Origin of the sequence: Microcella pacifica (genome assembly GCF_009371975.2) — a bacterium.
GTDB lineage: Bacteria > Actinomycetota > Actinomycetes > Actinomycetales > Microbacteriaceae > Microcella > Microcella pacifica.
In genome coordinates, this window is the sequence record NZ_VIKT02000001.1 from 171334 (window position 1) to 183710 (window position 12377).

The 12377-nt window shown below is 67.6% G+C and carries 10 protein-coding genes; 2 read left to right on the plus strand and 8 right to left on the minus strand.

What is annotated here, in order from left to right:
• Positions 1-36 precede the first annotated feature (36 nt).
• From FK219_RS00820 to FK219_RS00835, 4 genes are all read right to left on the minus strand, one after another.
• Positions 37-1320: an MFS transporter gene (locus FK219_RS00820; protein ID WP_152581989.1), complete on the minus strand. Its 1284-nt coding sequence runs from the start codon at positions 1318-1320 to the stop codon at positions 37-39.
• Positions 1317-2105, minus strand: a complete 789-nt coding sequence (locus FK219_RS00825; protein ID WP_152581990.1) for a fumarylacetoacetate hydrolase family protein — start codon at positions 2103-2105, stop codon at positions 1317-1319. The genes FK219_RS00820 and FK219_RS00825 overlap by 4 nt, the downstream gene beginning before the upstream one ends.
• A gap of 66 nt (positions 2106-2171) precedes the next feature.
• Positions 2172-4079 (minus strand): translational GTPase TypA, encoded by a 1908-nt coding sequence (gene typA / locus FK219_RS00830; protein ID WP_152581991.1) that lies wholly within the window; start codon positions 4077-4079, stop codon positions 2172-2174.
• A gap of 6 nt (positions 4080-4085) precedes the next feature.
• Positions 4086-5759 (minus strand): dipeptide ABC transporter ATP-binding protein, encoded by a 1674-nt coding sequence (locus tag FK219_RS00835; protein ID WP_165638004.1) that lies wholly within the window; start codon positions 5757-5759, stop codon positions 4086-4088.
• 68 nt (positions 5760-5827) lie between these two features.
• On the opposite strand from FK219_RS00835, the gene FK219_RS00840 reads away from it, so the two are divergent.
• A complete protein-coding gene (locus tag FK219_RS00840) occupies positions 5828-6433 on the plus strand; it encodes a PH domain-containing protein (protein ID WP_152581992.1) in 606 nt (201 codons plus the stop codon).
• Positions 6434-6492: 59 nt separating this feature from the next.
• Here the strand turns inward: FK219_RS00840 and FK219_RS00845 are convergent, their stop codons facing one another.
• The 4 genes from FK219_RS00845 to FK219_RS13380 all read right to left on the minus strand — a co-directional run bounded on the left by FK219_RS00845 (position 6493) and on the right by FK219_RS13380 (position 11458).
• Positions 6493-7686, minus strand: a complete 1194-nt coding sequence (locus FK219_RS00845) for an ABC transporter permease (protein WP_152581993.1) — start codon at positions 7684-7686, stop codon at positions 6493-6495.
• Positions 7686-9209, minus strand: a complete 1524-nt coding sequence (locus FK219_RS00850; RefSeq protein WP_152581994.1) for an ABC transporter permease — start codon at positions 9207-9209, stop codon at positions 7686-7688. Before FK219_RS00850 ends, FK219_RS00845 begins: the two co-directional genes overlap by 1 nt.
• Before the next feature lie 125 nt (positions 9210-9334).
• Positions 9335-11101, minus strand: coding sequence for an ABC transporter family substrate-binding protein (locus FK219_RS00855; RefSeq protein WP_328821548.1), 1767 nt, complete (start codon positions 11099-11101; stop codon positions 9335-9337).
• A gap of 114 nt (positions 11102-11215) precedes the next feature.
• The gene (locus tag FK219_RS13380; RefSeq protein ID WP_152581996.1) at positions 11216-11458 is read right to left on the minus strand and encodes a hypothetical protein; all 243 of its coding nucleotides are present in this window, start codon (positions 11456-11458) and stop codon (positions 11216-11218) included.
• Between the two features lie 63 nt (positions 11459-11521).
• Here FK219_RS13380 and FK219_RS00860 point away from each other — a divergent pair, with 63 nt between their 5' ends.
• Positions 11522-12322 (plus strand): CPBP family intramembrane glutamic endopeptidase, encoded by an 801-nt coding sequence (locus FK219_RS00860; RefSeq protein WP_152581997.1) that lies wholly within the window; start codon positions 11522-11524, stop codon positions 12320-12322.
• Positions 12323-12377: the final 55 nt, after the last annotated feature.

Genomic DNA, 12377 nt, shown 5'->3' on the forward strand with positions numbered 1-12377 from the left:
TCTAGGCGGAGCGATCGAGGAAGCCGAGGGGCTGCGCTACCCCCTGTTCGCGGGGCGAACACCGCGTGGTGACACGATCAGCGCGGAGAGCACGACGCCGACGAGTGCCATCGTCACGAACGACAGCCCCGAGTAGCCGAGCCCCGCGAGCAGGGGGCCCGCGAGCGCCCCGCCGACGGCCCCGCTGCCGCTCATGAGCAGGTCGCTGCGCCCCTGGACGATGGGGCGCCGTGCCGGGGCCGCCGACTCGGTGAGCAGCGCGGACCCCGCGACGGTGCTCGCGCTCCACCCGAGCCCGAGGAAGATGAGCCCGGCGACGACCCAGCCCTCGCTCTCGGCTCCGAACCCGGTCATCACGAGGCTCGCGAGCAGCATTCCCTGGCCCAGGAGGATCGTCGGGCGCCGCCCGAGGCGGTCGGAGAGGATGCCGAAGAGGGGCGCGAGCGCGTACATGCCGGCGATGTGCAGGCTGATCGTGAAGCCCACGATCACGAGGCTCGCACCGTGATCGGTGAGGTGCACGGGCGTCATCGCCATGACGGCGACCATCGTCGCGTGGCTGAGCGCGATCGACAGGAGTGCGAGACGCACTCCCGCGCGATCCTCCGACAGCCCGGCCGGCACAGGGGCGGCGACCCCTGAGCGTGCGGCCTCCGCCGCCGTGGCGCGATCCTGCTCGTCCTGCCAGGCGGCCGCGAGGGCGAGCGGATCGGGTCGGAGCCCGACGAGGTACAGCGCGGCCGCGAGGCACTGCGCGAGGACCGTGAAGAGGAAGGGCCCGCTGAGCTCGGGCAGGCCGAGCACCGCGCCGAGGCTCTCCCCGGGCCCGATGAGGTTCGGGCCGCTCACCGCTCCGACGGTCGTCGCCCAGACGACGAGGGAGAGGTCGCGACCGCGCGTGGCGGGAGCCGAGAGGTCGGCGGCAGCGAAGCGCGATTGCAGGTTGACCGCCGTGCCCGTGCCGATGAGCAGGATGCCCAGCAGGAGCAGCGGGAAGCTGCCGATGCCGGCGGAGGCCATAGCGAGCACCGCACCGAGGGCGGCGGTCACGGCGCCGGTCGCGAGCGCGGGTGCGCGGCCTGAGCGACGGGCAAGCCGCGCGAGCGGCACGGCCGCGAGGGCGGCGCCGAGAGTCGACATCGTCGCCGCCATGCCGCTGAAGGCGGGCGAGCCCGAGATCTGCGCCGCGAGGATCGCGCCGATCGAGAGCGTCGAGCCCATGCCCAGGCCGGCGAGCACCTGACCGACCATGAGCACGCGCCGAGTGCGGCGCTGCGCCGCCGCTACCGTCTCGGCGGTCAGCGGCACGGTGGTGGTCATGCCGGGTCGAGCCGATCGTCGCGGTTCTTGGCGGGGTTGCTCAGCACGCCGAGCCCCTCGATGTGGATCTCGACGGTCTGCCCGTCGACGAACCCGCCGAGACCGTTGGGGGTGCCGGTCATGATGATGTCGCCCGGCAGGAGGGTCCACGCATCCGTGATGAACGCGATGATGTCGGGAATCGAGTGGATGAAGTCGTTGGTGTTGCCCTTGCGCCGCAGCTCCCCGTCGACGAAGGTCTCGATCTCGAGGTTGGTCGGGTCGAGGTCGGTCTCGATGTACGGCCCGATGGGTGCGAAGGTGTCGTAGCCCTTTGCGCGCGCCCACTGCCCGTCGGCGAACATGACGTCGCGGGCGGAGACGTCGTTGCCGATCGTGTACCCGAAGACGACGTCCTTCCAGTCCTCAGGCTTGACGCGCTTGGCGATCGCGCCGATGACGATGACGAGCTCGCCCTCGTGGGTGATGCGACCCTCGACGGGCGGCAGGATGATCGGCTCGCCCGGCCCGATGACGGCCGTGTTGGGCTTCATGAAGATGAGCGGCGTCTCGGCGACGTCGTGCCCCATCTCGGCGGCGTGCGCGGCGTAGTTCATGCCGACGCACACGACCTTGGACCGCGGGATGACCGGTGCGAGGATGCGCGCCTGGGCGAGCGGCACGCGCTCCCCCGTCGTGGCGAACCCGTGGTACATCGGGTCGCCGGTGAGCACGACGAGGTGGTCGGCGTCGACGATGCCGAACTGGGGGGCCTCTCCCTCGGTGCTAAAACGCGCGATCTTCACCGCATCAGCCTACTGCCGGGGTACCCGTCGATTCGATGCGAACGCATCACCGACGGGATGCTCGGCTCACGCGTTCTGCTTCTTGAGGCGCGAGGCGGCGCGGGCGCGCAGGGTCTGGTCGAGCTCGACCTTGCGGATGCGCACCTTCTCGGGGGTCACCTCGACGCACTCGTCCTCCCGGGCGAACTCGAGGCACTCCTCAAGAGTGAGCTGACGCGGCGGGGTCAGTCGCTCGAGCTCCTCGGCCGTGGAGGAGCGGATGTTGTTGAGCTTCTTCTCCTTGGTGATGTTGACGTCCATGTCGTCGGCGCGCGAGTTCTCGCCCACGACCATGCCCTCGTAGACCTCTTCGGTCGGGTTGACGAAGAACGTCATGCGCTCCTGGAGCGTCATCATCGCGTTGCTCGTCACGACACCCGAACGGTCGGCGACGATCGAGCCGTTGTTGCGCGAGACGATCGACCCCGCCCACGCCTCGTAGCCGTGGAAGATCGCGTTCGCGATGCCCGTGCCTCGCGTGGTCGTGAGGAACTCGGTGCGGAAGCCGATGAGCCCGCGGCTCGGCACGAGGAACTCCATGCGCACCCAGCCCGTGCCGTGGTTCGTCATGCCCTCCATGCGGCCGCGGCGCGAGGCGAGCAGCTGCGTGATGGCGCCGAGGTACTCCTCGGGAGCGTCGATCGTGAGCTCCTCGAACGGCTCGTGGAGCTTGCCGTCGACCTGCTTGGTGACGACCTGCGGCTTGCCGACCGTGAGTTCGAATCCTTCGCGACGCATGTTCTCGACGAGGATCGCGAGGGCGAGCTCGCCGCGGCCCTGCACCTCCCACGCGTCGGGACGCCCGATGTCGACGACGCGGATCGACACGTTGCCGATGAGCTCTCGGTCCAGGCGATCCTTGACCATGCGAGCCGTGAGCTTGTGGCCCTTGACCTTGCCGACGAGCGGCGAGGTGTTGGTGCCGATCGTCATCGAGATCGCCGGGTCGTCGACGGTGATCGCCGGCAGCGGCCGGATGTCGTCGGGGTCGGCGATCGTCTCGCCGATCGTGATCTCGTCCATGCCCGCCACGGCGACGATGTCGCCCGCGTAGCCGGACTCTGCCGGGTAGCGCTCGAGCGCGCGCGTCTTGAGCAGCTCGGTGATGCGCACGTTCGTGTGGCTGCCGTCGTGGCGCACCCAGGCGACGGTCTGGCCCTTCTTGAGCGTGCCGTTGAAGATGCGCAGCAGGGCGATGCGGCCGAGGAACGGGCTCGCGTCGAGATTCGTAACGTGCGCCTGCAGGGGGTGCTCGTCGTCGTAGCTCGGCGCCGGGACGTGCTGCAGAATCGCCTCGAAGAGCGGCTCGAGGTCGTCGTTGTCGGGAAGCTCGCCGTCGGCGGGACGGTTGCGGCTCGCCGCGCCGGCGCGACCCGAGGCGTAGATGACCGGCAGATCGAGGATCGCGTCGACGTCGAGGTCGGGCACCTCGTCCTGCAGGTCGCTCGCCAACCCCAGCAGAAGGTCGTGAGTCTCCTCCTCGACGGCTTCGATGCGGGCATCCGGTCGATCGGTCTTGTTGACCAGAAGGATGACCGGGAGCTTGGCGGCGAGCGCCTTGCGCAGCACGAAGCGGGTCTGCGGCAGCGGGCCCTCGCTCGCGTCGACGAGCAGCACGACGCCGTCGACCATGCTCAGGCCGCGCTCGACCTCGCCGCCGAAGTCGGCGTGGCCGGGGGTGTCGATCACGTTGATCGTGATCTCCTGGCCCTCGGCGTGCTTGCCCTTGTAGGTGACCGCCGTGTTCTTGGCGAGGATCGTGATGCCCTTCTCGCGCTCGAGATCGTTCGAGTCCATCGCCCGATCCTCGAGGTGAGCGTGCGCGGCGAAGGAGTCGGTCTGCCGCAGCATGGCGTCGACGAGGGTGGTCTTGCCGTGGTCGACGTGGGCGACGATCGCCACGTTGCGCAGGTCGGTGCGGGTGGCGAGTGCCATGGTGAATCAGTCCTTGGTTGCTGCGCGCTGCTCTCGACGCTCCCGCTGCGCCACTGGATCGGGCAGGGGAACAGCGGCGATGAGGCGCTGAGTGTAGGGGTCCTGGGGATTGCGCAGAATCTGATCGCGCGAACCCTGCTCCACGAGTCTACCGCGATGCATGACCGCGATACGGTGCGCCAGGATATCGACCACGGCGAGGTCGTGGCTGATGAACAGACAGGCGAACTGCAGTCTCTGCTGAAGCTCCTGGAGCAGGTCGAGGAACCGTGCCTGCACCGACACGTCGAGGGCGCTCGTGGGCTCGTCCGCGACGAGAAGCTCGGGAGTGAGCGCGAGGGCGCGGGCGATGCCGACGCGCTGGCGCTGGCCACCCGAGAGTTCGTGAGGGTAGCGGTTGCGGTAGCTGCGCGGCAGCTCCACGGAGTCGAGCAGGTCTTCCACGCGCGCGTCGAGCTCTGACCCTTTCGCCTCGCCAGCGAGGTAGAGCGGTTCGCCGATGCTCTCGCCGATCGGCATGCGCGGGTTGAGGCTCGACCCGGGGTCCTGGAAGACGATGCCGGCCTTGCGGCGCAGCGGCCTCAGATCGCGAGCGTTCGCGGTCGAGATGTCGAGACCCGCCGAGACGAGTCGGCCCTGCTTGATCGGCAGAAGGCCGACCGCCGCGCGCCCGAGGGTCGTCTTGCCCGAGCCGGACTCCCCCACGAGCCCGACGATCTCGCCGGGGAAGACCTCCAGATTGATCTCGTCGGCGGCGAGGAAGGCGGGTACTCGACCGCGCTTGGGGTACTCGATCGAGACGCTCTGGAACGAGAGCACGGGCTCGGCTGTTCGCGTCGTGCCGGCGCGAGAGCCCTCCTCCGTGAGGTTGACGCCCAGGTGCGGAACGGAGGCGAGGAGTGACTGGGTGTAGGGATGCTGCGGCTTCTGGAAGATGTCGAGAGCGGTTCCCTGCTCGACTGCTTCGCCATCCTTCATGACCATGATCGAGTCGGCAAGGTCGGCGACGACGCCCATGTCGTGCGTGATGAGCACGATCGCCGAGTCGAGGCGCGTGCGCAGGCTACGCAGCAGCTCGAGGATCTCGGCCTGGACCGTGACATCGAGCGCGGTCGTGGGCTCGTCGGCGATGAGCAGCACCGGGTCGCACGAGATCGCCTGCGCGATCATGGCGCGCTGCCGCTGGCCGCCGGAGAGCTGGTGCGGGTACTTGTGGAACGCCGTGCCCGGGTCGGGCATGTCGACCTTGTCGAGCAGCTCGATCGACCGTTCTTTGGCCTGGGCGGGTGTGAGGTCGAAGTGCGTCCGAAGGGTCTCGACGATCTGGAAGCCCACCGTGTAGACGGGGTTGAGGGCCGTCATGGGCTCCTGGAAGATGACGGCGATCTCGCTGCCGCGCACCTTGCGCAGCTCGTTGGCACCGAGCCCGGCGAGTTCGCGCTCGAGCAGCTGGATCGAGCCGGTGACGCGCGCAGTCGGAGGCAGCAGGCCGAGGAGCGCCATCGAGCTCGAGCTCTTGCCCGAGCCGGACTCGCCGACGATCGCGAGCACCTCGCCGCGGCGGACGCTGTAGGTGAGGCCGACCGCCGCCGGGTAGTACTCGCCGTCGACCCAGAAGTCGACGCCGAGATCGGCGACCTCGAGCACGGTCTCGACATCGGCGGGTGCGGTGGGGGTCACGAGGGGTCCTTCCTTGCTCGCGCAGTGCGCGATCCTGACGAGCGGGGTGAGTCTGAGAAACTGGCGTCATGCGCCTTCAGCCCGCGAGCTTCCGCCCCGCCTTCGGGCGCGTCATCACGATCGCCATGATCGCGATCGCGCTCGTGTGCCTCGCGAGCTTCGTGGTGGCGGGCGATCTCGCGGGGCTCGTGCGCTTCGGCTCGTGGTTCGTGCTTCTCGCCGTGCTGGCTGTCGCCCTCTTCTGGCTTCCTCGAGTCGATGTGCTCGAGCACGCCGTAGTGGTGCGCAACCCCCTGAGCACGTGGGTCGTGCCGTGGCAGGCCATTCAGATCGTCGACACGAAGTACGCGCTCACCCTCACGACGCCCGCTGGGCGCATCGAAGCGTGGGCGGCGCCCGCATCGGGCCGCTTCACGGTCTTCACGCTCAACCCGGAGGACACGCGCGTGAGCGAATCCGCTCGCGTCGCGGGCTCGATCCGGCCGGGCGACACCCTCTCGAGCGAGAGCGGCGCCGCTGCCAACCACATCCGCCGCTGGTGGGAGGAGCTGCGCGACGATGGACTGCTCGACGGTCCGCTCGAGCCCGGCAGCCTGCGGCGCACGTGGCACCCGACGACGATCGCCGTGATGAGCGCGCTCGGCGCGCTGGGCATCCTGGGCCTCGCGGTCTAGTCGGCGCACCGTCGCTTCTCGACCGATCGACATGCGCCTGACGCGCACTGAGGCGAGCATCACGATGAGCTCCCGCTCCGGCCAGGTCGGTCGTCCTTGTCTGTATCGACCGAGGGGCCGACGCCGCCGACCGCCGTGCCGCCCGCCTGGAAGCCCGCACCGCGCGTGACGCCCGCGGTCGTCGCGCGCTGGAGCGACTCGCGGTTCTGCTTGACGAGCTTGCGCGCGTTCGGAAGCCGCTTCTGGCGCGGGTCGAACGCGTCGCGCAGCCCGTCGCCGATGAAGTTGATGCACAGGGCGATCGCGATGATGAAGACGCCTGGCCACCAGAACAGCCACGGCCGCGTCGCGAAGGCGGCCTGGTTCTCGCTGATGATGCGCCCGAGCGACGTGTCGGGCGGCTGCACGCCGTAGCCGAGGAAGCTCAGTGCCGTCTCCAGCAGGATCGCCGCCGCCATGAGCAGCGTCGTGTTGACGATAATGACGCCGATCGCGTTGGGCAGGATGTGCTTGAAGATGATGCGGCGGTCGCTCGCCCCCGCCACGCGCGCGGCATCGACGAATTCGCGCTCGCGCAGGCTCAGCACCTCGGCGCGCACGAGTCGAGCGAGGCCCGTCCACGTGAAGAGACCGATGATGATCGCGAGCACGAAGGCACCGAGTCGTCCGAAGGCCAGGCCGAGGACGGCGCCGACCACGATGAGCGGGATCGTGATGATGATGTCGGTGAAGCGCATGAGCACCGAGTCGACCCAGCCGCGGTAGTAGCCCGCGATCGCGCCGATGACGGTGCCGATCGCGGTAGCGATGAGTCCGACGACGACCATGATGACGACGGACTGCTGGGTGCCCCGCATGACGACCGCGAAGATGTCGCGGCCGATCTCGTCCTGACCGAAGGGGTGATCGCCGATGCGGATGCCGTCACCGCCGAGGAACTCCGGCACGAGGCTGAGCGTCGGCGCTCCGCCGTTCTGGGGAGTGGGGATCGCCGTCCAGGTCCACTGCCACCACCCGGCGGTCTTGATCGCGAGGTCGAACACCGCGAAGTCGAATCCCACGGCGCTGAAGGCGAGCACGATGATGAACGCGAGCACGATCATCGAGATCACGGCGCCGCGGTGACGGAAGAAGCGTCGGCGGACGATCTGGCCCTGGCTGAGGCCCTCGACCTCCTTGAGCTCGATCGAGTTCTCGGCGTCGGTCACGCCCGTCGAGGCGTCGCCCGGCTTCGGAGACGGTTCAGTGGTCATCAGGACACCCGGATTCGCGGATCGAGAGCGGCATAAGCGAGGTCGGCGATCAGGTTGAAGAGGATCGCGAGACCGCCGACTACGACGAAGAAGGCCATCACGGGGTTCGGGTCAACCTGGTTGAGGCCGTTGATGAAGAGCTGGCCCATGCCGGTCCACCCGAATACCGTCTCGGTGATGACAGCGCCACCGACGATTCCGCCGATATCGAAGGCGACGATCGTCGCGATGGGGATGAGGGCGTTGCGGAAGGCGTGACGCACGACGACCGTGCGCTCGTTGAGGCCCTTGGCCCTCGCCGTGCGGATGTAGTCCTGGTTCATGACTTCGAGCAGGCTCGCGCGCGAGTAGCGCGTGTAGGTCGCGAACGAGATGAGGATGAGCGCGATCGTGGGCAGCAGCAGGTGGGTGTAGATGTCGACGCCCTCGACCCAGATGGAGCCCTCGAGCCCGGGGGTCGACGAGCCGATCGTCGCGATCGGCCTGCCGCGGATGCGGCCCGACGAGACGTAGTCGTCCCACACGATCATGAAGCGGTCGAGAAGGATCGCGAGCGCCGTGAGGACTCCCGTGAATGCTGTGATGCGCATGACGGGGGCGCGGTCATGACCGCCCATGAGGCGACCGACGAGCATGCTGGCACCGACCGTCGCGAGACCGAGGAGGACGAGCATCCACCACTCTGTGATGAAGAACGAGAAGTAGAACTGGAACGGGAAGTACACGGCGAGCCCGATGCCGGCGGTCACGAGCGCGGCACGCAGAGCGCGTCGGTTCTGGAGCCCGGTGATGAGCAGCGTCATGCCGACTGCCGAGCCGATCGCGACGATGGCGACACCGACGATCGTGAGGCCCGGCACGGTGAACCAGTCGACGAGGTTCATGATCACGAGGATCGAGACGGTCGCGCCGACCGCGATGACGAACGTCGTAATCTTGCGCCTCAACGCCCCCGGGATGATCGACGCCCAGAGGAGCCCCGACGCGGTGGCCAGGAGCGCGATGACCCAGACCGGCAACTGCGGATCATCCTGGAGGAAGTCGTTGAAGCCGATCGCGATGTACTGCTTGAGCAGCACGGCCACCCAGAAGATGGGGAGCGAGAAGAACAGGAAGGAGATGAAGGTGACCGTGTAGTCGTAGCCGCTGTACTGACGCAGCGCCGTCGTGATTCCGACGACGAGACCGAGGATGATCGCGACGACCGTCGCGACGGTCACGAGCTGCAGAGTGGCGCCGATGGCCTGCTCGAGCATCGCGTTGACATCGCGGCCCTGCACGCTGATGCCGAAGTCGAGACGCAGAATGCCGAAGAACCAGATGAAGTAGCGCAACGGCGGCACGACATCGAGGTTCAGGAGCCGCGTGCGCGACTCGATGAGCTGCTCCTTGTTGGGAGCGTTGCTCGCTCGGAGGTCTTCGAGCGGATCGCCCGAGAACGCCACGAGGTTGTACATGAGGAACGTCGCCGCGAGAAGCACGAAGACTGAGGCGATGAGTCGCCGGACGACGAATGTGGCCATGGAACTGGCACCCTACCTGTTCAGAATCCCTGGGGCACCCTCAGCGCGGGGCGCTGGAACCGCCGAAGCGATTCCAGCGCCCGCACTGAGGACTGACGCGAGTCAGTCGGTGGTGCTGCTGCCGACTAGTTGTTCTCGGTCGGTGCCCAGTCCCAGACGTTCCAGAAGATCGTCGGGGACAGCGGGCCCGGGTTCACGTTCTCCACGCGGTCCGAGTAGGCGGTGACGCCAGGGAACTGGAAGATGGTGAGACCGTAGAAGTCGTCCATCAGCAGCTTGTCGATCTGCAGCTGGATGTCGATCTGCTCCTCGGGGTCGAGGGTCACGTCCAGCTGGCTCAGCAGCTCGTCGACCTCAGCGTTGTTGTACTTGCTGAAGTTGTTGATGCCGTCCGAGCGGAAGGTCGCCGAGCTGTTGGTCACACCGAGGCTCGTCGACTGCCATCCGAAGAAGGTCGCGTCGTACGCGCCCGGCGTGCCGAGCAGGCCACCCCACTCGGGGCTGCCGCAGTCCTCGACCACGAAGCCGGCCTCGGTGGCCGAGGCCTGAATGAGGGCGAACTCGTTGACACGACGCGGGTTGTTCGACGCGTACAGGATGCAGACCGCGGGGTCGGTGACGCCGGCCTCAGCGATGAGCGCCTGAGCGCCCGCGATGTCGACCTCTCCGAAGTTCGCCTGCATGCCGTTGTTCTCGACGGTCTCGTCGTAGCCGGGCGCACCCGGGAGGAAGAGCTGCGAGTTGCGCACCTCGGCCTCGGGGTTGAGCGGAACGATGAGCGTGTCGACGATCTGCTGACGCGGGATCGTCTTGAGGAAGGCCTCGCGCAGGAGCGGGTCGTCGAACGTGCCGTTCTTCGAGTCCGCGAAGGTGAGGTCGACGTGCTCGTAGACAGCCTCTTCGCCACCGAGGACGGTCACGCCGTCGAGCGCCGCGAGGGCGTCCGCAACGTCGGCCGTGGCCTGGGGGCTGATGATGTCGACCTCGCCGTTGGCGAGCGCCTGCACGGCGGCGAGCGGGTCAGGAATGAACCGCACCGTGATCTCTTCGATCTCGGGCAGGTTGTCGCCACGGTAGTTCTCGTTGGCGGTCAGCGTGATGTACTGGTCGGCCACGAAGTCCGTGATCGTGTACGGGCCGCTGCCGACGACGAGATCGGTGTCCTCCGGCATCTCGCTGAAGTTGAATCCCGAGTTCCAGAACGACGAGATCGCGGCGAGCGCCTCGGTGTCGTTGTTCTGCACGGCGTCGATGAGCGCCTGCTTGGCCTCGGCCGGGTCCTCGATCTCGAGAGCCTTGCCCGCGGTGATGTGGGCCGGCATGCCGACGTCGAAGACGAGCTCCCAATCGACGAAGAAGTCGTCGTACACGAGCGTGATGGTCTTGCCATCGATCTCGGGAGTCTGCGAGACGAGCTCGAGGCCCGAACCGATGGAGCCGTCGAAGAAGACGACGTCGGTCGGGTACTCGTCGGTGAACTCACCGGTGTCGGGGTCGGTGAACTCGCTCGGGTCGAAGTCGGGCGTGTTGAGAACGCCCGAGTTCGCGACCCACGCGAGGAGCATGTCTGCGGCGTCGACCTCGGTGCCGTCGGACCACTGCGTGTCGTCGTTGATCGTGTACTGGACCGTCAGCGGGTCCTCGGAGACGATCTCGTAGGTGCCGAAGGACTCGTCACGCACGAGCGCGGGCTCGTTGTTGTAGTAGTTGAAGCCCGAGTTGGACATGTACACGATGTTCGCGTTGGCCGTGGCGTTGCCGAACGACGTGTCGGGGTTGTACGAGTAAAACGCCTGGTTCCACGCGACGCTGATGGAGCTACCCTCGACGACCTCGGACTGCGGCGCTGCGCAAGCCGAGAGTACGAGAGCGCTCGCCGCGACCGTGGCCACTGAGGCCCCGATTCTGCTGTTTCGCAATTTTCCTCCTGTGCAAGATGGATACGTGCAGCACCGACTTGCGGTCGGGCGCGCACGCGTATTGGATCTGACCCTAGAGAGGCTGAATCATCGGAGCCAAACCGGCGCGGCATTCGTTACACACCAGTAACGATGTGCGCGGAAAATCGTCGCGACTACTGTTTTCGTGCGCGAAAGCGCCGCTTGATGCAGATATTTTGCGTCCGACGGCGCATCGTTGATGATTTCCGTGATGCCCGCCAATCCGGTGGCTGAGGAGCGAGGAGTTGCCCTGGTGGTTTGCGCCAAAGAACAGACCGTGTTGTCCACCCCGCGTTGGGGCATGTCCACAAAGTGCGCGTTTGCGCGCTTGCTGTTGCTCGGGGAACCCCGCCCGACCACCACGACGTACCCATGACTGATCAGCCCCGCCCCGACGGTCTCGAGATCGCTCCCCTCACCCGCGCTCGCGTGCGCATCGAGATCTTGCTCGTGCTGGGCCTCTCCCTCGGTGCGAGCGCCGTCTACTCGATCGTCGCGATCACCAACCGACTCACGCGGGAGGTTCCCCTCTCGCAGCAGACCGCCACCATCAATGCCTCGCGCGACAGCCGGGAGATCTTCGACCTCGTCTACCAGTTGCTCAGCATCGCGTTCGGCCTGGTGCCCGTCGCGCTCGTCGCGTGGCTGCTGTGGAGTGCGGCGCGACCCCACCTGCACCGCTTGGGGCTCGACGCGACGCGGCCATGGCGCGACCTCCGCGACGGGCTGGGGATCGCCCTCCTCGTGGGCGTGCCCGGGCTCGGTCTCTACCTCGCCGGGCGTGGTCTGGGGCTCACGGTGACGGTCGTGCCCACCGCGCTCGACGAGTACTGGTGGACGGTTCCCGTGCTGCTGCTCGCGGCACTGCGCGCAGGCCTCGTCGAGGAGCTCATCGCCGTCGGGTACCTGTTCGCCCGACTGCGCGACCTGCGCTGGAGCCCCTGGGCGATCATCCTCACGAGCGCCCTGCTGCGCGGCACCTACCACCTCTACCAGGGCTTCGGTGCGTTCGTCGGCAACGTGGCCATGGGCATCCTCTTCGGATGGTTGTACACGCGCACCGGCCGCGTGGCCCCTCTCATCGTGGCCCACACCGCGATCAATGCGGCGGTCTTCGTCGGCTACCCGGCCACCGCCGCGGCCTTCCCCGACCTCTTCGGCATCCCCGCCTAGCGGGCTGCGCGGAAACTACTCAGCAAAGGCGCTCCCGTCGCGCCGCAGGCGCGCC

Excerpts from the sequence above, each read along its gene's own strand:
- typA (WP_152581991.1), bottom strand. The coding sequence starts at position 4,079 with ATGGCACTCGCCACCCGCACCGACCTGCGCAACGTGGCGATCGTCGCC.
- FK219_RS00820 (WP_152581989.1), bottom strand. The coding sequence starts at position 1,320 with ATGACCACCACCGTGCCGCTGACCGCCGAGACGGTAGCGGCGGCGCAG.
- FK219_RS00840 (WP_152581992.1), top strand. The coding sequence starts at position 5,828 with ATGCGCCTTCAGCCCGCGAGCTTCCGCCCCGCCTTCGGGCGCGTCATC.
- FK219_RS00860 (WP_152581997.1), top strand. The coding sequence starts at position 11,522 with ATGACTGATCAGCCCCGCCCCGACGGTCTCGAGATCGCTCCCCTCACC.
- FK219_RS00845 (WP_152581993.1), bottom strand. The coding sequence starts at position 7,686 with ATGACCACTGAACCGTCTCCGAAGCCGGGCGACGCCTCGACGGGCGTG.
- FK219_RS00850 (WP_152581994.1), bottom strand. The coding sequence starts at position 9,209 with ATGGCCACATTCGTCGTCCGGCGACTCATCGCCTCAGTCTTCGTGCTT.